The sequence below is a fragment of the Stenotrophomonas sp. Ste86 genome, assembly GCF_024519465.1.
Taxonomy (GTDB): Bacteria; Pseudomonadota; Gammaproteobacteria; order Xanthomonadales; family Xanthomonadaceae; genus Stenotrophomonas.
Window position 1 is genome coordinate 161,389 of the sequence record NZ_JALJRW010000006.1, and the last position, 22,941, is coordinate 184,329.

Here is a 22,941-nt window from a genome sequence, read left to right on the forward strand (position 1 = left end):
TTCAAGGAGACAGCAATGAAGAAGAACCCGCTTCTGATCATCGGTGTGGTTGGCCTGGTTATCACGGCCGCCATGCATCTGGGCATGAGCTTGGCCGGGGTCAGCCGGGCCGGTTCCGGGCTTGGACTGTGGATGGCCTGTTACAGCGCATGGCTCGGCTTTTCGATCATCGGCCTGGTGCTGTCCAGGAAGCGTTGACAGTCAGATCCGCCCACCGCAGCCGCATGCACGCGAAGGATACGATGGATACCGTGGCGACACTTCCCGATACCCCCCGGCCCAGCGCCTGGACGACACTGCTCAATGTTCTCGTTTCACCCGCCGCCGCATGTGATGACATCGCGCGGCGCCGACGCCACGCCCTGCTTCCGCTGGTACTGCTGCTGCTCTCCTTTTCGACATTGTGGGTCTACTACTACAGCCGGGTTGATTTCGGCTGGTTGTTGGAGAGGATGATCGACAGCAGCATGGCGCGGATGAAGGAGGGCGTGTCGCGCCAGGAGGTGGAGATGCGTATGGGCGAGTTGACCGCCGGCATGATGTGCGCGCTGATGCTGTTCGCCGGGCTGGCATCGATCCTGATGATTCTTGCATTCCGAGCGGTGTACCTGCTGGTGCTGTCTCGCCTGCTCAGCGAACGCCAGACGGGCATTGCCACCTGGATGGCGCTGTCGATCTGGGCAGCGGTACCCACTGCGCTCTCCAGCGTGATCGCGCTGCTCTACATCCTCACGCTGGATGTGAGCTACCTGATGCCCGAGGACGTGGCCGTGGCCTCGGTCAACCACCTGTTCCTGCACCTGCCCTCGAGTGATCGCTGGGCACCGCTGGCGACCAGCCTGGATGTGTTCCTGGGCTGGAACGCGGTGATTCTCGGGGTTGGATTCTCCCGCTGGACCGGTACCGCCTGGTGGGTGGGGCAGCTGGTTGGCTTCTTTCCCTTCGTCCTGATCTACGCCATATGGGCGGCCATCGTCGCGTTCTGATCCCGTGCGGTACTCAACAGCAGGGTTGCGCCCCTGATTGGAGTCGGTTTGTTCAAGAGCAAGCGTGCCCGCCTCGGCCTGATCGGTGCGGTGATCGTGATCATCCTCGTGGCGGCAAGGCTGCTGGCCCCCACCCAGACCCAAGCGGTGGAGATCGGCCAGGTCCAGGTCCGGCCGGTGCGCACCACGGTACTGGCGTCCGGTTCGGTTGCATTCGTCCGGACCGTCGAGCTGCGCCCTGAGATCACCGGCCGCGTCTCGCGTATCGCGGTGTCGATGGGCGATTTCGTCAAGCAGGGCGATATTCTGTTGGAGTTCGATCCCAGTACGCTGCAGGCCGAGCTGTCCCGCCAGACGGCAAGCATCGCGGCCCAGCAAGGCATGCTCCGACGCGCCAATGACAGTCTGGACCGCGCGGACCGGCATGCGCAGCGAAGCCGTGAAATCTTCGAGCGGCAGCTGATGAGTCGCGACGGCTACGACGACATCCAGACCACCGCCAACCTGGCCCGACATGACCTGCAGATCCAACGCGACAATCTGAAGATGGCCACGGCCATGCGCAGGAGCATCGAGGAGAACCTGGGCAAGACCGTCATCCGCGCGCCATTCGATGGCCAGGTGGTGGATGTGGCGATCAAGATCGGCGAGACCGCCGTTGCCGGGATTACCAACATGGCCGGCTCGCAACTGATGACACTGGCCGATACCCAGGACGTGGTGGCCGACCTGCTTGTCGATGAGGTGGACGTCGGCAGATTGGCGATCGGCCAACCGGTGGAGGTGGACGTGGTTGCACTGGGCGAGCGACGGATGACCGGCAAGGTCGCCGAGATCGGCCTGGCGGCTCAACCCAAGCAGGGCAACGAAGCGCTCAAGTACAAGGCGCGCGTGGCCTTCCCGGCGATGGACACCGCAGGCGTTCTCAAGGACATGACGGTTCGAGCCGAGGTCGTGGTTGCGGCGGGGCAAGCAGCACCTGCGGTGCCATTGCGCGCGATCCTCAGCGAACCGCTGGGGCGCGGCGAGCGACGCCACCACCTGTTTGTGGTTGAAGGCAACCGGGCACGCAAGCGCGTGGTCGAACTTGGCCGTGCCGATGACGAGTTCCAGGTGATCAGTGCGGGCGTCAGCGCCGGCGACCGCTTCGTGGTTGGACCGTATGAGCAACTGCGGCACTTGAAGGACGGCGACATCGTGCGAAGCGTGCAGACCCAATGAGCAGCGTGCCCGCAGGCGCCGCGGCCGCCGTGTTGGACGTCCGTCAGGTCAACAAGCAGTTCATGAGCGGCGGCGAGCCGCTGGCAGCGCTGAAGAACGTCTCGCTGTCGGTGATGGCGGGCGATTACATGGCGATCGTCGGCTCGTCCGGATCAGGCAAGTCAACGCTGATGAACATTCTCGGTTGCCTGGATCGCCCCAGCAGCGGCGAGCTGTGGTTCGAAGGCGTCCCGATCACCGGCAGGAGTCCGACAGCCCTGGCGCGTATCCGCAACCAGCGGATCGGCTTTGTGTTCCAGAACTATTCCCTCCTGCCCAAGTTGACCGCCGTGGACAATGTCGCCCAGCCCCTGGTATTTGCCGGCGTCGGCGCGGCCGAGCGCCGCCGTAGCGCTGAAGGCATGCTTGCGCGGGTGGGCCTGTCCGATCGAAGCAGCCACTATCCCTCGCAGCTCTCCGGTGGGCAGCAGCAACGGGTGGCGATCGCGCGGGCGCTGGTCACCCGACCGGCGCTGATTCTGGCCGACGAACCCACCGGCAACCTGGACTTGGCCAGCCGCGAGGCGGTGCTGGGGTTGTTTGAGGCGCTACACGCCGAGGGCAACACGATCGTGATCGTCACGCATGATCCAGAGATCGCCGTACGCTGCCATCGGGTGATCGAGATCCGCGACGGGGAGGTGGTGGCATGATCGACCGCATCCTGCTGGAAAGCGTCTCGGCCGCGTTCCGGTCGCTGTTGGCAAGTCCGGGGCGTACCGTGCTGACCTCGCTGGGCGTCGCCATCGGCGTTACAGCCACCATCACCGTGGTATCCATCATTGCCGGCTTCAACACCCAGATCAATGAACGTTTCGAGGGTTTCGGCGCCAACTCGGTGACCATTCAGCCAAAGAACTCCTTCGAAGACCAGTTGAAGGGACGCATCGCCTATCTCCGCTATGAAGAGCTGGACCTGGTGGCCAGGCGCGTCCACGGCATCTCCAACATCACCCCGGAGATGAGTGTCTTCGGACAGTTCCGCGGCACCGTTCAGTACAAGGGAAAGTCCACCATCACCGACGTCAAGGGGACCGCCAGCAGCTGGCAGAACCTGCTTCGCACCTACCCGGAGAAGGGACGCTTCCTGGTGGCCTCCGACGATGAAGCGCGGCGCCGGGTAGCGGTCATTGGTCCAAGCGTGGCCAAACAGCTGAAAATGCCTGACAACCCTATCGGGGAGTACATCCAGGTGGGCTCGGGATGGGCCAAGGTGGTGGGGGTGCTGGAGCGACGCGGCAAGAGCTTCGGGGTGGACCAGGATGATCTGGTCCTGATGCCATTTTCCACCGGCCGCGCAATGAGCAGCCGCGAGCGCGATCCAAGCTTCTGGATCCAGCTGGAAGTTGACGACCCGGCGCGCATGAGCGACACCATCGAGCGTATCCGTCAGTTGCTGCGGCAATCGCGTGGCATCGCCGATGATGAAGAAGAAGATTTCGAGGTGCAGACCTCGACCCAGTTCATGGATGCGTTCAACGAGATGAGCCTGTCGATCTCGCTGATTTCCGGCGGCATCATGGCCATATCGATGCTGGTTGGTGGTATCGGCATCATGAACATGATGCTGGTATCCGTCGCCGAACGCACCCGGGAGATCGGTATCCTCAAGGCGTTGGGGGCCACCCGCAACTGGATCGTGGTGATGTTCCTGTCCGAGGCGGTGATGATGGCCCTGGCCGGCTGCCTGCTGGGCCTGTTGTTGAGCACCGTGGCGATCATGGGAGTGGGCCTGATCCCCGGCTTCCCTCCGCCGTCCACCCCGCTATGGGCAATCGGGTTGTCGATGGGCTTCTGCGTACTGATCGGCGGATCGTTCGGCGTCATTCCCGCGGTCAAGGCCGCCAACATGGAACCCATCGAGGCAATGCGCCGCAGCTGAGCGGAGATCGACCCGCGCGCCGGTTTTGCCGCTCCGCCGCGGCTACGGCGCGCTGTCCTCGGCCACCAGCGCGTGATGCACACTGATTCCGGCGCGGACACCTTCGGCATTGGCCAGGGTGATGTTGCCCACCACGGTCGCATCGCCGGCGGCGTACACGCCGGGCACGCTGGTCTGCTTCTGCGCGTCCACCTGCACCAGCACGCCGATCGGGCTGTCTTCCAGCACGCAGCTGAGCTGTTCGACCAGCGGCGAGGCCATGTGCTGGCGGGCCGCAACGAACAGCGCGCGCAGGTCGATGTGGCGGCCGTCGGCAAGCAGCGCCCCGCTCAGGTCCGGCGCCTGCCCGGCCAGTTTGACCACCTGCGCGGTTTCGATGCTGACGCCGCGCCGCTGCAGCATCGCCCGTTCGTCGTCGTCGATGACCATGCCGTGCGCGAACAGCGTGACCTGGCCCCAGTCGGCGAGCAGGCCGGCCATCTTCACCGACATCGCGTGACCGCCAAGCAGGCCGATCGCGCCGCCGCCGACCTCGTAGCCGTGGCAGTACGGGCAGTGCAGCACGCTGTGGCCCCACCGTTCGCTCACCCCGGCAATGTCGGGCAATTCGTCGCGGATACCGGTGGCCAGCAGCAGCTTGCGCGCTGCCCACGTGCCGCCGTCGGCGGTGGTGACCGTGAAGCCATCGGCGCTGGCATGTGCGTCGGTGACGGTGTCACTGACCCAGCGCACGGTCGGGTAGTCCAGCAGCTGCGCCTTGGCCTGCCGGAGCATCTCGCTACCGGCGATGCCGTCCTGGCCCAGCACGCCGTGCGAATGCGCGGCGAAGCGGTTGCGCGGCAGCCCGCTGTCGATCACCAGGACGTCGCGGCGCGCACGCGCCAGGATCAGGGCGGCGGACAGGCCGGCAAAACTGCCGCCTACGATCACGGCGTCAAATCGCATGGGGAACTCCTGCTGCATGGCGGGCCAGGTGGCGGGCGAAGGCCTCGCCGAGGGTGGCCAGGGTGGTGCCGCGCAGGCGCTGCTCAAGCAGGGCCTGGGCCTGGCGGTAGCTGTCGTCCAGCGCCTCGTTGACCACCTGCTGCACCGGACAGCCACGTCCGGTCTCGCGCGCACCGGTGTGCAGCAGGGCCGGCGCGCCGATGGCGATGTAGACGTCGTGCAGGGTGATCTGTGCCGGCTCACGTGCCAGCTGGCTGCCGCCGCCGTGACCGCGCACCGTGCGCACCAGCCCGCCCCGTTGCAGGGCGGCAAGCAGGCGCCGGATCACCACCGGGTGGGTGGGCAGGCACATGGCGAGCTGCTCGGAAGTGCGTGGGCCATCCTGACCGACCAGATGGGCCATCACATGCAGGGCGTCGGAGAACTGGTTGCTGGATTTCATGTAACAACCATAGTTACAAATCGACCGGGTGTCCAGCACCGCCTGGGCATGTCATTGGGCACTGTCACATCATTTTCATTTCAGTAAATGGAGACATAAATGTGATGCACATCCCACTTCAGAAGGAGCTGCCGCGAACCGATACCGCATCGCCCTCCCTCACTTTCCCTCCCCATGAACAAGACATCCAGCGTGCCCACGCGCGCCCTGAGCCTGCAGTTCAAGTTGCTGGGCGCGCTGTCGCTCGGTCTGGCCATCGTGGTGCTGTGCGCCTTGGCCGGGCTTGCCTCGGCCTGGTTGAACCTGTCCACCGACGTTCCACCAGCGGTGGCGCGCAACGCGCAGGCCGAATTGCTGCAGCGCGAGTTCCGGCTGCAGGTGCAGGAATGGAAGAACGTGCTGATCCGCGGCAGCGATGAAGCGCTGCGCACGCACCATTTGGCCGCGTTCGACAGCCAGGGCGGCAAGACCGCCGCGCTGGCCAAGGCGCTGGCCGGCAGCGACGACGCCAACACCGCACGACTGGCCGCCCGCTTCCTGGCCCAGCACGCCGCGCTGCAGAAGGACTACCACGGCGCACTCGAGGCGTTCGCCACCAGCGGCTACAGCCCGTTGCAGGGCGATGCGCTGGTGCGGGGCAAGGACCGTGCGTTGGGCACCACGCTGGATGCGCTGGGCAAGCAGACCGCGCAGGTGGCCGAACAGGCGGTGACATCGCGCTCGACGCAGGCACGCCGCACGCTGCTGCTCTGTGCCGTGTTGACCGCGTTGGCCGCCGCGGTACTGATGGGCGTGCTGGCCGTGTGGCTGCGTCGTGCGGTGATCGCCCCGGTGGTGGCGGTGGAAGCCGCCGCACGTGCGGTAGCTCGCGGTGAGCTGGACCACAGCGTGCAGGTGCACAGCCGCGACGAGATCGGCCGCCTCGGCCAGGCCATGGGCGCGGTGACCCGCACGCTCAAGGAGGTGCTGGCCGCGCAGGCCACCATGGCCGAGCGCCATGACGCCGGCCAGATCAGCTACCGCATGGACGACACTGCCTTCCCCGGCGGCTACGGCCAGATGGTCCGCGACAGCAACGCGCTGGTGCATGCGCATATCCAGGTGAAGATGCGCGCGATCGAGATCATGGGCCGCTATGCGGTGGGCGATCTGTCGCTGGACATGGAACGTCTGCCCGGCGAAAAGGCGGTGATCACCCAGGCGCTGGATACCGCCAAGGTCAACCTGGGCGCGATCAATGCCGAGATCAAGCGCCTCGCCACGGCAGCGGCGGCCGGCGATTTCAGCCAGCGTGGCGACGAAGCGCGTTACCAGTACGACTTCCGCGACATGGTCGGTGGCCTCAACCGGCTGATGCAGACGACCGAACAGGATCTGGAGCAGGTGTCGACCGTGCTGCAGGCGATCGCACGCGGCGATCTCAGCGCGCGCATGCACGGCCAGTTCCACGGCGTGTTCGCCCGCATGCGCGACGATGTGGCGCTGACCACCGGCCAGCTGACCGGCATCGTCGGCGACATCAAGCGCGCCGCGCAGTCGATCCAGGCGGCGGCCGGGGAGATCGCCACAGGCAACAACGATCTGTCCCAGCGCACCGAGCAGCAGGCGGCCAACCTGGAAGAAACCGCCGCCTCGATGGAAGAGCTGACCTCCACCGTGCGCCAGAACGCCGAACACGCGCGCCAGGCCAACCAGCTGGCGATCGGCGCGCACGCGGTGGCTGCCGAGGGCGGTGAGGTCGTCGGCCAGGTGGTGCAGACCATGGGCGCGATCCAGACCTCGTCCCGGCGCATCGCCGAAATCATCTCGGTGATCGATGGCATCGCGTTCCAGACCAACATCCTGGCGCTCAACGCGGCGGTGGAAGCGGCGCGTGCCGGCGAACATGGCCGCGGGTTTGCCGTGGTCGCCAGCGAAGTGCGCACGCTGGCCCAGCGTTCGGCCGGGGCCGCCAAGGAGATCAAGACGTTGATCGACCTCTCCGTCGGCGATGTCGCCAGCGGCGCGCGGCTGGTGCAGCAGGCCGGGCAGACCATGGGCGAGATCGTCAGCGGCGTGCAGCAGGTGACCGCCATCATGGCCGAGATTTCCGCCGCGTCGCAGGAGCAGTCCGCGGGCATCGAACAGGTCAACCAGACCGTGGTGCACATGGATGAAGCTACCCAGCAGAATGCCGCGCTCGTCGAGGAAGCAACGGCGGCCGCACGCAGCATGGAAGAACAGGCCATCGCCCTCAACGAGGCGGTGGATGTGTTCGTGCTGGATGCCGGGAAGGCCGCACCGCCCGGCTTTTCGCGGGCCGCATGAGGTAGTGCCGGCCGCTGGCCGGCAACCCCATGAACCCGGCATCGCGCGGTTGCCGGCCAGCGGCCGGCACTACCGGAGGTAGGGGTCGCCGACCATGGCGGCGGCCAGGTGGTCCAGGAACGAGCTGATCCGCGCCGACACCGCCGTGTTGCGGTAATACACCGCATGGATCGGCTGGCGCACCTCCACGGTGAGTTCCGGCAGCAGTTGGACCAACCGCCCGGCGTCGCGATCACGATGGGTCATGAAGTCGGACAGGCAGACGATGCCGACGTCCTCCAGTGCCAGCGCGCGCAGGGTTTCGCCGCTGGAGACGGCGATGGCCGGGCGCACGTGCAGCAGTGCGTCGGTGTCGCCGGGCAATGGCCAATGATTGAGCGAGTCCGGTTCGTTGAAGCCCAGCAGCGTGTGCCCGCGCAGCTCAGCCACGCGTGTGGGCGTGCCGTGCTGCTGCAGGTACGCCGGGCTGGCCAGGACCCGCAGGCGGCTGTGCGCCAGCGGCCGCGCATGCAGGGTGGAATCGGCCAGCGGTCCGATCCGGATCGCCACGTCGGTGCGCCGTTCCAGCAGATCGATGTAGCGCTCGCTGCTGTTGAGTTCCAACAGCACGTCCGGGTAGCGCGCCCGGTACGCAGCGACCAGCGGCGCGATCGCATGCAGCACGAACGGCATCGCCGCATCCACGCGCAGGCGCCCGGCCGGACGGTCGCGGCGGGCGGCGATCTGCTCTTCGGCGGCCTCCACCGAGGCCACGATGGCGCGCGACTGTTCGAGGAAAGCGGCCCCTTCTTCGGTGAGCTGCAGGCGCCGCGTGGTACGGGTCAGCAGCGTGGTACCGAGCTTTTCCTCCAGCCGCGCCAGCGCCCGGCTCACCCCGGAGGTGGTCTGGCCCAGGGTTTCGGCGGCGGCGGTGATCGAGCCGCTGTCGATCACCGCGATGAAGGCCTGCATTTCGTCGAGGGTGGTTTTCATGGCGGTGAGCCGGCACGCGGAAGGCCTATTATTGATCATGGGGCAAGAGTGATTGGCGTGAAGGCCGCTTTTTCGGCAAGAGTGCGGCGCGCAGACTGCGCAGCCTCACCTCCCACCGGTAACCCACCATGTCCCGTGGCATCCCCTTGGCCCTGCTGGCGCTCACGCTTGGTGCGTACGCCATCGGCACCACCGAATTCGTCATCGTCGGGCTGATCCCGACCATCGCCGCCGACCTCGGCGTGTCCCTGCCCTCGGCCGGCCTGCTGGTCTCGCTGTACGCCCTGGGCGTGGCGGTGGGCGCGCCGGTGCTGACCGCCCTCACCGGCCGCGTGCCGCGCAAGACCCTGCTGGTGGCGCTGATGGTGCTGTTCACGCTGGGCAACGTGATCGCCTGGATGGCGCCGGGCTACGGCTCGCTGATCGTGGCGCGGGTGCTCACCGGCCTGGCACATGGCGTGTTCTTCTCGATCGGCTCGATCATCGCCACCTCGGTGGTGCCCAAGGAGAAGGCCGCCAGCGCGATCGCGATCATGTTCACCGGGCTCACCGTGGCGCTGGTCACCGGGGTGCCGCTGGGCACCTTCATCGGTCAGCACCTGGGCTGGCGCGCGACGTTCCTGGCGGTGGCCGCGCTCGGTGTGATCGCGCTGATCGGCAGCCTGCTGTTCGTGCCGCGCAATCTTCAGCGCAGCGAGCCGGCCACGTTCGGCCAGCAGTTGTCGGTACTGGCGCAGCCGCGTCTGTTGCTGGTGTATGCGATCACCGCGCTGGGCTACGGCGGCACGTTCCTGTCCTTCACCTACCTGGCCTCGATCCTGCAGGACGTCAGCGGCTTTTCGGCCAACGCGGTCAGCGGCGTGCTGCTGGTGTACGGCGTGTCGGTGGCCATCGGCAACCTGTGGGGCGGTCGCCTGGCCGACCGTCGCGGTCCGGTCCCGGCGCTGACGTTGATCTTCGCGTTGCTCGCCGCGGTGCTGTTCGTGCTCACCTTCACCGCCTACAACACCTGGCTGGTGCTGCTGACCGTGCTCGCACTCGGTGCGGTGGCCTTCGGCAACGTGCCGGGGCTGCAGGTGTACGTGGTCAAGCAGGCGCAGCGTTTCGCCCCGCAGGCCGCCGACGTCGCCTCGGGCCTGAACATCGCCGCCTTCAACGTCGGCATCGCCCTCGGTGCGTCGCTGGGCGGGCTGGTGGTGGATCACCTCGGGCTGATGCACACCCCGTGGCTGGGTGCGCTGGTGGTACTGGGCGCACTGGGCCTGACCGTGCTGAGTGGTCGCCTGGATCGTCGCGATGGCGTGGCCGACCGCGCCGACGGCATCGCGGTGAGTGCGCATTGATGGATCGTGTGGCGGACCTCCGCAACGGCGGTCGACAAACGGTTCGTTTCACGCAACAGCAGCCGACCAACGGTCGGCTCTACGTCGCTTTACGGTGCACGGCGTAGCCTGCACCTCACCCCATGAAGGAGTTTCCATGAGCATTCCCGCATTCGGCCTCGGCACGTTCCGCCTCAAGGGCCAGACCGTCATCGACTCGGTCCGCAACGCCTTGGACGTGGGCTACCGCGCCGTCGACACCGCACAGATCTACGACAACGAGGCCGAGGTTGGCCAGGCCATCGCCGAATCCGGCGTGGCCCGTGACGATCTGTTCCTGACCACCAAAGTGTGGATCGCCAGCTTCAGCCACGACACGCTGCTGGACAGCCTGCGCGAGAGCCTGCGCAAGCTGCGCACCGACCATGTCGAGCTGACCCTGATCCACTGGCCCTCGCCGAAGGATGCGGTGCCGATGGCCGAGTACCTGGGCGCACTGGCGGAAGCAAAATCGCTGGGCCTGACCCGGCAGATCGGCATCTCCAACTTCACCATCGCCCAGACCCGCCAGGCGATCGAGATCCTGGGTGCCGATGCCATCGCCACCAACCAGATCGAAGTGCACCCATACCTGCAGAACCGCGCGCTGATCGCGTTCCTGAAGGAACAGGGCATCCACGTCACCGCGTACATGAGCCTGGCCTACGGCGAGGTGCTCAAGGACCCGGTGATCCAGGCCATTGCCGAGCGCCACCAGGCCAGCCCCGCGCAGGTCGCATTGGCATGGGCATTGCAGCAGGGCTACGCGGTGATCCCCTCCTCCACCAAGCGCGAGAACCTGGCCAGCAACCTGCTCGCCGCCGACCTGCGCCTGAGCGATGCGGACATGGCGCAGATCGCCACCCTGGACCGTGGGCAGCGCCTGGCCAACCCGGAAGGCATCGCGCCGGACTGGGATTGAGGCAGGCGGGCCTGGTCGGCAGTCGCGGTGGTGTTCTTCCTTCGCGCCTGCTGGCCGTGTTCCCGATATAGGCGGCGGTAGGGTCGGATCCGTATCGACCGTCGACCATGTGGATCGGCGCGGCGAACGCATGAGCCGTTGCAGGAGCCTGTGCGTCGACGCGGGTCATGCCATTGCCGAACCTGGCGCATTTCACGGCAGTTGATCGGGATGCGGCCCAACCAGCATCCGCGGCCGCGGCGACAGTATTGAATCAGGCCTGCAACCATGCGCGCATCGCGGAGCTCACCTCGTCCGGTTTCTCCATCGGCGCCAGGTGCCCGCAATCAGGCACCACCACCAGTGTCGATCCCGGCACCAGCGCGTGCATTTCCTCGCTGATCGCCAGCGGGGTGATGCGGTCGTTGGCACCGCACACGATCAGCAGCGGATCGCGGTAGCCGGCCAGGACGTCGTGGCCGTCGCCACGTTCGAGTGCGCTCTGGCGAAGGAACACGTCGGCACCGAGCCGCGCGGTCATGTCGCGCACGCGCTGCACCAGCACGTAATCGTCCAGCCGCGAGGCGTCGATGTAGCTGCGCATCAGCGTGTCGCCAAAGCCGTGGAAGGTGCCGGGCAGGCGCACGCTGGCGCGCTGCGACCGGCGCTGGGCGGCGCGCTCGGGCGAATCGGCATGGATCGACGTATCGATCAGGGCCAGCCGCAGCACCCGCTCCGGTGCCGTGCGCAGGATCTGCTGGGCGACGAAGCCGCCGAGCGAGAAACCGGCCAGGGCGAAACGCGCCGGTGCCTGCGCCAGCACGTCATCAACCACTGCCTGCAGCGTCTCGCCACGGGTCTGGTCGCCCACACTGCAGTCGGCGATATCGGACAGGTCGGCGATCTGCGCCCGCCAGAGTTCAGCGTCGTTGAGCAGGCCGGGGAGGAGAAGCAGGGGGAGGCGGTCGGTCATGGCGATAGTGTCGCCCCGCCGGCGTGCACGAGCCGTGCCGCCGATGGCTCAGTGCGTTGCAGTATCTGGCGGCGCGGGCACCTGCACATCCTGCACCGGCAGGGTCACCACCATCACGGTGGAATCGTCTGGATCGAGCCGGGTCTTGAAGCCCAGGCTCTGGCACATCGCCAGCATGGTGCTGTTCTCGCGCAGCACCTGGCCTTCGATGATGTTCAGGCCCAGCCACTGCGCGTACTCGATCATGATGCTCATCAAGCGCCAGCCAATGCCGTGCCCCTTGAGGTCCGAGCGGATCAGGATGCCGTATTCGCCGCGGTCGTAATCGGCGTCGGCATGCAGGCGAACCGCGCCGAGCATGTCGCCGCTGCGCGGGTCGATGGCCACCAGCGCGATCGAGCGGGCGTAATCGAGCTGGGTCAGGCGGGCGATGAACTCGTGGCTGAAATGCTTGACCGACTGGAAGAAGCGCAGGCGCAGATCGTCGTCGGTGACGCGGGCGAAGAACGCGCGGAACAGCGCGTCGTCTTCCGGGCGCACCGGGCGCACGAAGGCGGGCGCACCGTCGGACAGGGTAATGGTGCGCTCCCACTCCTTGGGGTACGGGAACACGGCAAAACGCGGATGGCCACGGCCCTTGTGCAGCTTGCGCGAGGGCGCGATGGCCACGCGTGCGTCCAGCGCGATCACCCCGTCGCGGTCGGCCAGCAGTGGATTGATGTCCAGGCTGCGGATCTCGGGGATGTCGGCGGCCAGCTGGGCCAGCTTGACCAGGATCAGCGCAACCGCGCGTTCGTCGGCGGCCGGCACGTCACGGTACGCCTTGAGGATGCGCGAGACGCGGGTGCGGCCGATCAGTTCGTGCGACAGGCGCAGGTCCAGTGGCGGCAGCGCCAGCGCCTTGTCGTCGATCACTTCCACCGCGGTGCCGCCGCGGCCGAACACGATCACCGGGCCGAAGGTCGGGTCGTCGGCGATGCCGGCGATCAGTTCGCGCGCCTTGGGGCGGACGATGGTCGGCTGCACCAGCACGCCGTCGATGCGTGCATCCGGGCGCTTTTCATGCGCCCGCGCGATGATCGAGGTGGCGGCGGCATGCACCGCCTGCAGCGTGCCGAGGTTGAGGCGCACGCCATCGACGTCGGACTTGTGCGGGATGTCGGCGGAGAACACTTTCACCGCGACCGTCGCGCCCTGCTCCAGCAGCGGCTGGGCCAGGTCCATCGCCTCGTGCGCGTCGCGCGCCTGCATCACCGGCGCCGAGGGAATGCCGTAGGCGGTGAGCAGCTGGTGGGTGGCGATCGGGTCCAGCCACTGCTGGCCGGCGGCGAGCGCGCGCTCGACAAGCGCCCGCGCGGCGACGGTGTCGACCACGAAATCTTCGGGCAGGCTGGGCGGGGTTTCCATCAACGCGGCCTGCGCGTCGCGGTAGCGCACCAGATGCTGGAAGCCGCGCACGGCCTCGGCTTCGGTGGGATAGGTCGGCACGCGCGCCGCATTGAGGGTGGCAGTGGCGCGGTCGTCGTTGCCCAGCCAGACCGCGAACACCGGTTTATCGCGGTGGTGGCGCGGGCGCAGGCCAAGGGTGCGGGTGAGCGCCTGCGCGGCGTCGGCCGAGGAGGTGAACGCGGTGGGCACGTTGACCACCAGCACCGCGTCGTTTTCGCTGTCGGACATCAGCGCGTCGATGGCCGCGGCGTAGCGCTCGCCGTCGGCGTCGACCACGATGTCCACCGGGTTGCTGCGCGACCAGCCTTGCGGGAGCACCGCATCGAGCTGGGCGACGGTGGCCGGCGACAGCTCGGCGAGGCTGCCGCGCAGCGCCAGCAGCTGGTCGACCGCCAGCCGCCCTACCCCGCCACCGTTGCTGAGGATGGCCAGCCGCCGCCCGGGGAAGGTGCCGAGCCGGCCAAGGGTTTCGGCGGCGGTGAACAACTCGTCCAGCGCGCTGACGCGCAGCAGGCCGGCGCGGTTGAACGCCGCGCCGTAGACGGCGTCGCTGCTGGCCAGGGCCTGCACATGGGTGTCGGCGTCGGGATCGATGCGGATGTGGCGGCCGGACTTGACCACGACGACGGGTTTGGCACGGGCGGCCGCACGCGCGGCCGACATGAACTTGCGCGCGTCGCCGATGTGTTCGACGTAGAGCAGGATCGCGCGGGTGCGGTAGTCGGTGGCGAAGTAGTCGAGCAGGTCGCCGAAGTCGACGTCGAGGGTGTCGCCGAGCGAGACCACGGCGGAGAAGCCGACCGAACGGGCGACGCCCCATTCCACGAGCGCGGCGGCAATCGCACTGGATTCGGAGATCAGGGCGAGGTCACCGGCCTGCGGGAAGTGGGCGGCGATGCTGGCATTGAGGCGGGCATGCGGGGCGATGACGCCCAGGCAGTGCGGGCCGAGAATGCGCAGGCCTTTGGCGCGGGCGGCGGTTTCGACCTGGGCGGCGAGCGAGCCGGGGCCCTGGCCCAGGTTGGCGGTGAGGATGATGGCGGCGGCGACGCCACGCTCGGCGGCGGTGGCCACCACCTGGGGGACGATGCTGGCCGGCGCGGTGATGATGACCAGCTCGGGAACCCAGTCGAGATCCTTGAGCCGTTTGACGGTGCGGATGCCGTCGATGTCGCTGTAGCGCGGGTTGATCCAGGCGACCTTGCCGGGGAAGCCGGTGGCGCGCAGGTTGCGCATGACGGCGCGGCCGGCGGAGCGTTCGCGCGGGCTGCCGCCGATGACGGCGACCGATTGCGGACGGAAAACGGATTGCAGGTGGTAGGTGCTCATGGGCCGCACAGTCGCCGGGTCATGGGTGACACGGTACACGGCTGGAGTGGTGGGTGTGATGATCTGGCGCAGGTGCAGGATCGAGATTCAAGGCAGCTCGACAGCGCGTCCACCGGTAGTTCCTTTCCTCGTGCGGGACAGCGCCGCTCGGCCCGGCCGAGACACGGCTTGAACCTGCGCCGCCGTACACACTGGCGCCGTTGTGTTCCGCACGTGGCCTCGCTCGTGTGGTTTCGATGATGCCGCTTCGATCTGCCGAGCATGGCTCGGCACTACCGTATGGCATCCGTGCCCGGCGGGAATGGCGTCCATGCCCGGCGGGGCATGCCGCCGCGCGTGCGGACAGCGGCGCATTCCGGTGTGGCTACGCGCTGGTGTGGCTTCGCTGATGCCGCTTCGTTCTGCCGAGCATGGCTCGGCACTACCGTATGGCATCCGTGCCCGGCGGGAATGGCATCCATGCCCGGTGGGGCATGCCGCCGCGCGCCCGGACAGCGGCGCATTCCGGTGTGGCTACGCGCTCGTGTGGTTTTCGCCGGTGCCGGTTCGCTCTGCCGAGCATGGCTCGGCACTAGCGTGTGGCATCCGTGCCCGGCGGGCATGCCGCCGCGCGCCCGGACACTGGCGCATTTAGGTAGAGCCACGCCATGCGTGGCTGGCACTCACCGTGTTCGACTACAACAACGTGCCGCTGAGAATCATCGCGGCGATGCTGAAGTAGATCACCAGGCCGGTGACATCGACCAGGGTGGCCACGAACGGCGCCGAGGCGCTGGCCGGGTCGAAGCCCAGGCGTTTGAGGATGAAGGGCAGCATCGAGCCGGACAGCGAGCCGAACGTGACGATGCCGACCAGCGCCGCGCCGATGGTGAGGGCCAGCAGCTTCCAGTGCTCGCCGTAGTCGTGCAGGCCCAGCAGCTGCCAGGACACGATGCGGATCATCGCCAGCACGCCCAGGATGGCGCCGAGGGTGAGGCCGGTGGGTACTTCGCGCAGCGCGACTTTCCACCAGTCGCGCAGGCGCAGTTCGCGCAGGGCCAGGCTGCGGATCAGCAGCGAGGTGGCCTGGGAACCGGAGTTGCCGCCGGAGCTCATGATCAGCGGGATGAACAGGGTAAGCACGACGGCGCGGGAGAGTTCGTCTTCGTAGTGCTGCATGGCGCTGGCGGTGAGCATTTCGCCCAGGAACAGCACGCTGAGCCAGCCGGCGCGCTTGCGGATCATGTCGAAGAAGCCGATCTGCATGTAGGGCTTTTCGAGCGCTTCCATGCCGCCGAACTTGTGCGCGTCCTCGGTGGATTCCTCGATCAGGGCGTCGAGGATGTCGTCGACGGTGACGATGCCGAGCACGTGCTGCTGGGCGTCCACCACCGGGATGGCAAGCAGGTCGTGGCGGCGGATCAGCTGGGCGACTTCTTCCTGGTCGAGCATCGCATCGACGGTGACCGGCGGGTTGACCTGGGCCACCTCGAGGATGGGCTCGTCGGGCAGGCCGGTGATCAGCCGGCGCATGGTCACCACCTGCACCAAGGTGCGCGCGTGCGGGTCGAGCACGTAGATGGCGTAGACGGTTTCGCGGGTGCGCTCGACTTCGCGGATGTGCTGCAGGGTGCGGCCGACGGTCCAGTCGGCGGGCACGCTGACGAACTCGGTGGTCATCAGCGCGCCGGCGGTATGCGCGGGATAGCTGAGCAATTGCTGGATGGAGTGGCGTGCCTCGGCGCTGAGCAGCGGGATCAGGCGGGCGCGCTCGTCTTCGTCCAGTTCATGGACGATGTCGGTCGCGCGGTCATCGGCCATCAGCCCGAGCAGGGCGGCGGCGCGGGTCACCGGCAGCAGGCCGACCAGCTCGCCGCTGCGGTTGAGCTCGGGCTGTTCGAGCATCTTCACCGCACGCGGCAACGGCAACGCCGCCAGCGTGTCGGCAGCGCGCGACAGCTCCAGGGTGTTGAGGAACTCCACCGCGTCGGCGGTGTTGAAGTGCTCCAGCGGTTCGCTCAGGGCGGCGGCATCGGCCACCGGGCGCAGCAGGTCTTTCTGGTTCATCGGGTTCGCCTGTGGGGATCGCCATGCGCGACGCCAGCAGTGGCGAACCGTCCCTCGTCAGGCGGTGGCCATCACTGGCGTCGAGCAAGGTCGACTTCTACTGTCGCTGGACATGGGTTTGGGGACTCCGCAAGGGTGTACTGCCGGACGTGCCGGCAGCGGCGGGCAGTCTGGACCCGGGCGCAGGGCGGGTCAACCCGTGGCCGGCTGCGGTGTTGGGCCGCGATTGACGTTGGGCCAACGCCGGCGTCGCATAATGGGCCTCGATATTGCCCGGCGACACTCCCATGAGCAGGTCCCTCCATGCATAGCGGCGCGCTCGAGCTGGCCCTGGTGCTGCTGCTGGCGGCGGTGATCGCGGTACCGGTGTTCAAGAAGCTGGGGCTGGGCGCGGTGCTGGGCTACCTGGCCGCCGGCGTGGTGCTGGGCCCCGATGGCCTGGGCTTTGTGCAGGATGCCGACCGCATCCTCGGCGCGGCCGAGATCGGCGTGGTGATGCTGCTGTTCGTGATCGGGCTGGAGCTGTCACCGGCCCGGCTGAAAGTAATGCGGCGCTCGGTGTTCGGCGCCGGTGCATTGCAGGTGGCGCTCAGCGCGATCGTGCTGGGCAGCCTGTTGCTGCTCGATCATTTCCAGTGGAAGAGCGCGCTGATCGTGGGCATCGCACTGGCGCTGTCGTCCACGGCGGTGGGCCTGCAGCTGCTGTCCGAGCACAAGGGGATCAACAGCGACTACGGTCGGCTGGGCTTTGCGATCCTGCTGTTCCAGGACCTGATCGCCATTCCGCTGCTGGCGGCGATCCCGCTGTTGGGTGGGGCCAAGAACGAGTCGCTGCAGTGGCAGGACGTGGCGGTGGCACTGGGTGCGCTGGCGGTGGTGATCCTGTGCGGGCGGCCGGTGCTGCGCCGCCTGTTCAACATCATCGCGCGCACGCGCAGCCCCGAGGTGTTCACCGCGATGGCGCTGCTGGTGGTGCTGGGCACCGCCTGGTTCATGCAGGAGGCCGGGTTGAGCCCGAGCCTGGGCGCGTTCCTGGCCGGTGTGCTGCTGTCCGATTCGGAGTTCCGCCACGAGCTGGAATCGCAGATCGAGCCGTTCAAGGGGCTGCTGCTGGGCCTGTTCTTCATTGCGGTGGGCATGGGCATCGACCTGGACCGCATCGTGGCCGAGCCGGCGATGATCGCCGCGGGCGTGGCGATCCTGCTCGTGGTGAAGTTCGGGCTGCTGTTCGGCATCGGCAAGCTGGCCAGGCTGCGTACCCGGCACGCGCTGATGCTGGGCAGCGTGCTGTGGCTGGGCGGCGAATTCGCCTTCGTGGTGTTCAACGAGGCGCAGCGCGCGAACCTGCTGGGCAATGCCAACCACGACCGCCTGGTGGCGATCGTCGGCCTGTCGATGGCGATCACGCCGCTGCTGATGATCGCGCTGATGCGGCTGCTGGGCAGCGAGGATGCGGCACAGGCAGACGAACGGCCGGCCGACAAGGTGGATACCGATGGCGCGCCACCGCAGGTGATGATCGCCGGCATGGGCCGCTTCGGCCAGGTGGTGGCGCGCCTGCTGACCGCGCAGAAGATCCCGTTCGTCGCGTTGGAGTCCAATCCGGACACGGTCTCGGATCTGCGCCGCTTCGGCAACAAGCTGTACTACGGCGATCCGACCCGGCCGGAGATGCTGCGCGCGGCCGGCGGCGAGCATATCCGCGTGTACGTGGTGACCCTGGACGACCCGGACGCGAACATGCGCGCGACGCGGCTGATCCGGCGCAACTATCCCGATGCGGTGGTGCTGGTGCGCGCCCGCAACCGCCAGCACGCATGGCGGTTGATGGACATGGCCGCCGAACCGTTCCGCGAGGTGTTCGGCACCAGCCTGGAGCTGAGCGAGCGGATGCTGATCGCGCTGGGCATCCCCAAGGACACCGCGCGCAGCCATGTACAGCGCTTCCGCGAACATGACGAGAAACTGCTGCGCGACCAGTACCTGGTGTACGACGACGAGACGGCGGTGATCCAGACCTCACGCGATGCGCGCGCGGATCTGATGCAGCTGTTCGAGGCCGATGCGGAGAGCGATGGGAAGGCGTCGGATCGCGACCGCCACGGTTGAACCGGCGCGATGGAAGCGCTGGCGGCGACGGAATGAAAGGGAGCCGACCCACGGTCGGCGCTACGCGCGGTGGTCCGTCGGATCAGCCGTTGTCGCGCAGGAACCGCGCCATCGAGGACACGCCCGGCACGCGCGGCTCGAACTCGCCGGCCACGTCGATGAAACCGCGCATGACCGCGATCTCGCGCGGGCTGCGGTTGAGGGCATCGCGCACGTCCGGGTCGGCACCGGCACGCAGCAGGCGCTGCACCAGCAGCGGCAGCCCGTGCAGGGCGGCCAGGTGCAACGGACCGAAACCGCGCGGATCGCGCACCTCCAGCGACACGTCCTCGTCGAGCAGGCGCTCGACCGCGGCCAGCACGACCTGCTCATCGCAGGCGGTGCCCGGTTCAGCGCGCGCGCCCAGCAGCAGCAACAGCGGCGTCACCGAACCGGCCGCGGCCTGGTCGGGCTCGGCGCCGGCCAGCAGCAGGGTGTCGAGCAGGGCCAGCAGGCGCGAGCGGTCGCGGGCGCTGAAGCCGTAGAGCGCCGCACAGTGCAGCGGGCCCAGTTGCTGCGCGTCGCCGGCATGCACGTTGGCACTGGCGGTGAGCAGGCGCGCGACGATGTCGGGCAGGCCCAGCGCCGAGGCCAGCATCAGCACGGTGACGCCACCGGGCAGGCGGTATTCGAGTTCGGCGCCGGCGTCGAGCAGCGCCGAGACGATGTCGATCTGGCGCATGCTCACCGCTGCCGACAGCGGCGTGGCGCCGCTCGCCGCGGCGTGCTGCGGGTTCGCACCACGCGCCAGCAACAGGTCGACCACGGCCAGGTGGCCACCGCCCGCGGCGCGCAGCAACGCGGTGCAGCCCTGCGCGTCGACCACGTCGACGGCAAAGCCCAGGTCGATCAGGCGACGCACCGCATCGGCATCGCCGGACATGGCCGCGGCGGGCAGGTCGCCGTCGCGCAGCGCACGTCGCGGCAGCGGCCACACCCGCCAGTCCAGCCAGTCGGCGAGGTCGCGGCGACCGATCGACAGCGCCACGCCCAGGGGGGTCTGGCCATCGGCCGCGCGGGCTTCCGGGGACGCGCCCTGCAGCACCAATAGTTTCAGCGAGCCTTCGCGGGCCAACGCCGTGGCCAGGTGCAGGGCGGTCATGCCATGGCTGTCGCGCGCCTCACGGTCCACGCCAAGCACCAGCAGCGCATGCTGCAGCCGCAGCCAGCCCAGGCGCACGGCCAGCGACAGCGGCGGATCGCCGGCCGGCGACGGCGCGAACGGATCGGCGCCACGTTCCAGCAGTTCCAGCGCCAGTTGCTCCAACCCGCGCGAGGCGTGATCGTGCTGGGCGCAGGCGCTGAGCAGACGGGCAAGGCCGCCACGACCGGCCGGGGACAGGCCACGGCGCAGCAGCACCTGCAACGCCGGGACGGCATCGATGCCGCGCGCCAGCAGCGCGAACATCGGCGTGTCGCCGCAGGCATCGAGGACTTCCGGCGCGGCACCGTTGGCGATCAGCCAATCGACCGCCTGCGGATCCAGTGCGAGTTCGGCGTCGTGCAGCAGGCCACCCAGTTCGTCGGCCGCGCACAGCCGCGCCAGCGCGGCCATGCCGTCGAAATTGCCGAAGCCCAGCGCTTCGCGCAGCAGGTCCAGCGGCGGCCGGTCCGGCAGCGACGGCGTGCCCGGGCCTGCCTCGGTATCGACCGCGACCAGCCCGTCGGTGACCGATGCCGGCAGCGGATAGTTGCGGTCCAGCAGCGACACGATGGTCCAGCGCCCGGCGCTGGCGGCGATGTCGACGGCGCGACGGCCCTGCGGATCGGGAATGTCGGCGGCGATGCCCAGTTCCAGCAGGCGGCGCACCAGCAGCGGCGACACGTTGTCGGCCATGCAGGCCAGCAGCACCGCGTTGCGCCCTTCCCCATCGACGGCATTGCGCTCGGGATGGTGCGGCAGCAGGTGTTCGATCACCGCCGCGCGACCGCCCCGGGCCGCTTCCAGCCATGGGGTGCGCGAAAGCGCATCGCGCGATTCGAGGTTGGCACCGGCGGCCAGCAGCACATCGATGATGTCCACATGGCCGGCCAGCGCGGCCTCGTGCAGGGCACTGCGGCGCTGGCGGTCGCGCGCGTCGGCGCGCGCCTTGTGCTTGAGCAGCAGCTGTACGCCGGCCGGATCATCTTCTTCGGTACCGGCGGCGGCCAGCAGCACCGGGGTGCCCTCGGCCGGCTCGGTCTTGGCGCCGCGCTCGAGCAGGAACCGCGCCAATCGCCAGTTGCCGACCTGACAGGCCACCGCCAGCGGCGACCAGCCTTCCTGGTTGAGTGCGTCCACTTCGGCGGCGGCATCGCGCAGCAGCGCGGCCACGCCCGGATCGGAACTGCGTGCGGCGTGGTGCAGCGGCGTGTTTCCATCGCTGTCGACCGCGCGCGAATCGGCGCCGTTGGCCAGCAGGGTCATCACCGCCTCGGGTCGGCCGTGCCAGCTGTCGCGGGTGGCGGCCAGCAACGGGGTCATGCCCCGGTGCGGTGCATTGACGTCCACCCCGCGCGCGATCAGTTCGCGCAGCAGGCGCAGGTCCGGCAGCACGGCGGCCAGCACCGGCAGGTTGCGCTGGTCGCGCCAGGCCGGATCGGGCAGGCCATGCGGATCGGCGCCGGCGGCCAGCAATTGCAGCGCACGGTCGACGCGACCACTGCGGGCGGCGTCATACAGCGCTGGCAGGTGTTCGTGCTGGCCGAGGTGTTCCAGCGGCTGCGGTTCGGCGTCGTGGTTGGCCAGCGCATCGGCACCGTGGCCGTCCACGTCGAAGGGGTTGCGCACGGCCAGCGCGGTGGCCGGGGCGATGGTCTGCAGCAGCAGGTGCGCCAGCGGCGACAGCACCACCACGGCGGCGGTCAGCGGCCAGCGCAGTGCGTCCGATACCAGGCCGGGCCAGGCCGGCAGCACCACCAGCGCGCAGAGGGCAACCACCAACGCAGCCACGCCCAGCCCACGCCAGGCGCTGAGGTCACGGCCGGACAGGGCCTGCCAGTGGCCGGTCAGGCTGCCATCGGTGCGTTCGATTTCATTCCACAGCGGCCACGTGCGCCAGACGCCAAGCAGGGCGGCGCTGACGGCCACGCTCAGGCCGAGCACGGCGGCAAGGCTGCCGCTGTCGTGCAGGGCGCTCAACGGCCAGGCCACCAGCGCGGCCAGCAGCAGCGGGCCGGCCAGCCAGGGAACCAGCAGCGCAGGCAGGTCCTGCCGCAGCAACTGCGGGGGCGCATGCACGGGGCGGGTACGTCGCCACCAGGCGATGCCGAGGGCGAACGCCGGCTGCGCCAACGCCACGCCAAGGGCGGCAGGCACGCCGCCGAGCGCGGCCGCCAGGGCCAGCAGGACGCCGGCGGCGAACGCGATGGCCATGGCGCGGCTGCGCAGGGGATCAGTCATCGCGGCGACGCGGGACGCGCACCGGGGCGACCGGTGGCGGGGGCATCTGCAGATGGAATCCGCGCTCGGCCAGGTTGGCGCGCACTTGCGCGACGTCGGCCAGGGCGAGGCGACGGTCAGGGGTCAGGGCGACTTCGAGCACGAATTCAAACGGCGCCAGCGTGGCTTTCAGCGCGTCGGGGACGGCGTTGAAGTCATCGCGGGCGGCGAGGTAGACGTAGGTGTCCTGCTTGCGTTGGCTTTTGTAGACGTAGGCTTGCATTGCCTGCGGGGCGCTGCCCTGGAGTAGATACGATGATTGTGTCGGAAACCACGCAAGGGGGAAAGCCGGGATCGGCTTCTGGCGTCGGTTTGATGGCGCGCGGCAGATTCAGGTTCATCAATGTCGCGGGGGTGTTCAGGTGGGTTTGGTCTTTTTTTGGCCGCGTTTTTTGAAGCCCCAGGCAGCACGTCGTTTCCGTTTGGGGGGTTGGGGCGGGTGGGTGGCCGGGACACGCCGTGAATCCCGCTCCGCGGCCCGGCCCAGCCGCTGGCGGCTGTGCGTTCAGTCGCATGCGA

At 68.4% G+C, this 22,941-nt stretch carries 17 protein-coding genes; 9 read left to right on the forward strand and 8 right to left on the reverse strand.

Going from position 1 to position 22,941, the window contains the following annotated elements; all coding sequences use genetic code 11:
- The first annotated feature begins 15 nt into the window (after nucleotides 1–15).
- The 5 genes from NR101_RS08580 to NR101_RS08600 are packed head-to-tail and all read left to right on the forward strand — an operon-like array spanning nucleotide 16 to nucleotide 4,128.
- Nucleotides 16–198 carry a hypothetical protein gene (locus NR101_RS08580; RefSeq protein WP_256774861.1) on the forward strand — a complete coding sequence of 61 codons (183 nt, stop codon included), beginning with the start codon at nucleotides 16–18 and terminating at the stop codon, nucleotides 196–198.
- The gene (locus NR101_RS08585; RefSeq protein WP_256774862.1) at nucleotides 150–986 is read left to right on the forward strand and encodes a YIP1 family protein; all 837 of its coding nucleotides are present in this window, start codon (nucleotides 150–152) and stop codon (nucleotides 984–986) included. The genes NR101_RS08580 and NR101_RS08585 overlap by 49 nt, the downstream gene beginning before the upstream one ends.
- Before the next feature lie 48 nt (nucleotides 987–1,034).
- On the forward strand, nucleotides 1,035–2,207 hold the full coding sequence (locus tag NR101_RS08590; protein ID WP_256774863.1) for an efflux RND transporter periplasmic adaptor subunit: 1,173 nt from the start codon (nucleotides 1,035–1,037) through the stop codon (nucleotides 2,205–2,207).
- Nucleotides 2,204–2,899 (forward strand): ABC transporter ATP-binding protein, encoded by a 696-nt coding sequence (locus NR101_RS08595; protein WP_256777728.1) that lies wholly within the window; start codon nucleotides 2,204–2,206, stop codon nucleotides 2,897–2,899. The genes NR101_RS08590 and NR101_RS08595 overlap by 4 nt, the downstream gene beginning before the upstream one ends.
- Entirely contained in the window at nucleotides 2,896–4,128 is a 1,233-nt protein-coding gene (locus NR101_RS08600; protein WP_256774865.1) for an ABC transporter permease, read from the forward strand. The genes NR101_RS08595 and NR101_RS08600 overlap by 4 nt, the downstream gene beginning before the upstream one ends.
- Before the next feature lie 42 nt (nucleotides 4,129–4,170).
- Here NR101_RS08600 and NR101_RS08605 read toward each other — a convergent pair whose 3' ends face one another.
- Entirely contained in the window at nucleotides 4,171–5,073 is a 903-nt protein-coding gene (locus tag NR101_RS08605; protein ID WP_256774866.1) for an NAD(P)/FAD-dependent oxidoreductase, read from the reverse strand.
- Entirely contained in the window at nucleotides 5,063–5,515 is a 453-nt protein-coding gene (locus NR101_RS08610; RefSeq protein ID WP_256774867.1) for an Rrf2 family transcriptional regulator, read from the reverse strand. The genes NR101_RS08605 and NR101_RS08610 overlap by 11 nt, the downstream gene beginning before the upstream one ends.
- Nucleotides 5,516–5,689: 174 nt before the next feature.
- On the opposite strand from NR101_RS08610, the gene NR101_RS08615 reads away from it, so the two are divergent.
- Nucleotides 5,690–7,822: a methyl-accepting chemotaxis protein gene (locus NR101_RS08615; protein ID WP_256774868.1), complete on the forward strand. Its 2,133-nt coding sequence runs from the start codon at nucleotides 5,690–5,692 to the stop codon at nucleotides 7,820–7,822.
- Between the two features lie 69 nt (nucleotides 7,823–7,891).
- On the opposite strand, the gene NR101_RS08620 is transcribed toward NR101_RS08615, so the two are convergent.
- Nucleotides 7,892–8,794: a LysR family transcriptional regulator gene (locus tag NR101_RS08620; RefSeq protein WP_256774869.1), complete on the reverse strand. Its 903-nt coding sequence runs from the start codon at nucleotides 8,792–8,794 to the stop codon at nucleotides 7,892–7,894.
- Between the two features lie 128 nt (nucleotides 8,795–8,922).
- Between NR101_RS08620 and NR101_RS08625 the strand changes: the two genes are divergently transcribed.
- Both NR101_RS08625 and dkgB read left to right on the forward strand, forming a co-directional pair.
- Complete coding sequence (locus tag NR101_RS08625; RefSeq protein WP_256774870.1) at nucleotides 8,923–10,137, forward strand: MFS transporter; 1,215 nt, start codon at nucleotides 8,923–8,925, stop codon at nucleotides 10,135–10,137.
- Nucleotides 10,138–10,273: 136 nt separating this feature from the next.
- Entirely contained in the window at nucleotides 10,274–11,077 is an 804-nt protein-coding gene (gene dkgB / locus NR101_RS08630; protein WP_256774871.1) for a 2,5-didehydrogluconate reductase DkgB, read from the forward strand.
- A 253-nt stretch (nucleotides 11,078–11,330) separates the two neighbouring features.
- Here the strand turns inward: dkgB and NR101_RS08635 are convergent, their stop codons facing one another.
- The 3 genes from NR101_RS08635 to mgtE all read right to left on the reverse strand — a co-directional run bounded on the left by NR101_RS08635 (nucleotide 11,331) and on the right by mgtE (nucleotide 16,853).
- Nucleotides 11,331–12,029, reverse strand: coding sequence for an alpha/beta fold hydrolase (locus tag NR101_RS08635; RefSeq protein WP_256774872.1), 699 nt, complete (start codon nucleotides 12,027–12,029; stop codon nucleotides 11,331–11,333).
- A gap of 48 nt (nucleotides 12,030–12,077) precedes the next feature.
- Nucleotides 12,078–14,807: a bifunctional acetate--CoA ligase family protein/GNAT family N-acetyltransferase gene (locus NR101_RS08640; RefSeq protein ID WP_256774873.1), complete on the reverse strand. Its 2,730-nt coding sequence runs from the start codon at nucleotides 14,805–14,807 to the stop codon at nucleotides 12,078–12,080.
- A gap of 675 nt (nucleotides 14,808–15,482) precedes the next feature.
- Nucleotides 15,483–16,853 carry a magnesium transporter gene (gene mgtE, locus NR101_RS08645; RefSeq protein ID WP_256774874.1) on the reverse strand — a complete coding sequence of 457 codons (1,371 nt, stop codon included), beginning with the start codon at nucleotides 16,851–16,853 and terminating at the stop codon, nucleotides 15,483–15,485.
- Between the two features lie 303 nt (nucleotides 16,854–17,156).
- On the opposite strand from mgtE, the gene NR101_RS08650 reads away from it, so the two are divergent.
- Complete coding sequence (locus tag NR101_RS08650) at nucleotides 17,157–18,962, forward strand: monovalent cation:proton antiporter-2 (CPA2) family protein (RefSeq protein WP_256774875.1); 1,806 nt, start codon at nucleotides 17,157–17,159, stop codon at nucleotides 18,960–18,962.
- An 82-nt stretch (nucleotides 18,963–19,044) separates the two neighbouring features.
- Here NR101_RS08650 and NR101_RS08655 read toward each other — a convergent pair whose 3' ends face one another.
- Both NR101_RS08655 and NR101_RS08660 read right to left on the reverse strand, forming a co-directional pair.
- On the reverse strand, nucleotides 19,045–22,383 hold the full coding sequence (locus tag NR101_RS08655) for an ankyrin repeat domain-containing protein (protein WP_256774876.1): 3,339 nt from the start codon (nucleotides 22,381–22,383) through the stop codon (nucleotides 19,045–19,047).
- Nucleotides 22,376–22,645 carry a YcgL domain-containing protein gene (locus NR101_RS08660; RefSeq protein WP_256774877.1) on the reverse strand — a complete coding sequence of 90 codons (270 nt, stop codon included), beginning with the start codon at nucleotides 22,643–22,645 and terminating at the stop codon, nucleotides 22,376–22,378. Before NR101_RS08660 ends, NR101_RS08655 begins: the two co-directional genes overlap by 8 nt.
- Between the last annotated feature and the right edge of the window lie 296 nt (nucleotides 22,646–22,941).

Coding starts and splice junctions, on each gene's coding strand:
- NR101_RS08625 (WP_256774870.1), top strand. CDS start 8,923: ATGTCCCGTGGCATCCCCTTGGCCCTGCTGGCGCTCACGCTTGGTGCG.
- NR101_RS08640 (WP_256774873.1), bottom strand. CDS start 14,807: ATGAGCACCTACCACCTGCAATCCGTTTTCCGTCCGCAATCGGTCGCC.
- NR101_RS08635 (WP_256774872.1), bottom strand. CDS start 12,029: ATGACCGACCGCCTCCCCCTGCTTCTCCTCCCCGGCCTGCTCAACGAC.
- NR101_RS08595 (WP_256777728.1), top strand. CDS start 2,204: ATGAGCAGCGTGCCCGCAGGCGCCGCGGCCGCCGTGTTGGACGTCCGT.
- NR101_RS08620 (WP_256774869.1), bottom strand. CDS start 8,794: ATGAAAACCACCCTCGACGAAATGCAGGCCTTCATCGCGGTGATCGAC.
- NR101_RS08615 (WP_256774868.1), top strand. CDS start 5,690: ATGAACAAGACATCCAGCGTGCCCACGCGCGCCCTGAGCCTGCAGTTC.
- NR101_RS08580 (WP_256774861.1), top strand. CDS start 16: ATGAAGAAGAACCCGCTTCTGATCATCGGTGTGGTTGGCCTGGTTATC.
- NR101_RS08600 (WP_256774865.1), top strand. CDS start 2,896: ATGATCGACCGCATCCTGCTGGAAAGCGTCTCGGCCGCGTTCCGGTCG.
- NR101_RS08650 (WP_256774875.1), top strand. CDS start 17,157: ATGCATAGCGGCGCGCTCGAGCTGGCCCTGGTGCTGCTGCTGGCGGCG.
- NR101_RS08660 (WP_256774877.1), bottom strand. CDS start 22,645: ATGCAAGCCTACGTCTACAAAAGCCAACGCAAGCAGGACACCTACGTC.
- NR101_RS08610 (WP_256774867.1), bottom strand. CDS start 5,515: ATGAAATCCAGCAACCAGTTCTCCGACGCCCTGCATGTGATGGCCCAT.
- NR101_RS08585 (WP_256774862.1), top strand. CDS start 150: ATGGCTCGGCTTTTCGATCATCGGCCTGGTGCTGTCCAGGAAGCGTTG.
- dkgB (WP_256774871.1), top strand. CDS start 10,274: ATGAGCATTCCCGCATTCGGCCTCGGCACGTTCCGCCTCAAGGGCCAG.
- NR101_RS08655 (WP_256774876.1), bottom strand. CDS start 22,383: ATGACTGATCCCCTGCGCAGCCGCGCCATGGCCATCGCGTTCGCCGCC.
- mgtE (WP_256774874.1), bottom strand. CDS start 16,853: ATGAACCAGAAAGACCTGCTGCGCCCGGTGGCCGATGCCGCCGCCCTG.
- NR101_RS08605 (WP_256774866.1), bottom strand. CDS start 5,073: ATGCGATTTGACGCCGTGATCGTAGGCGGCAGTTTTGCCGGCCTGTCC.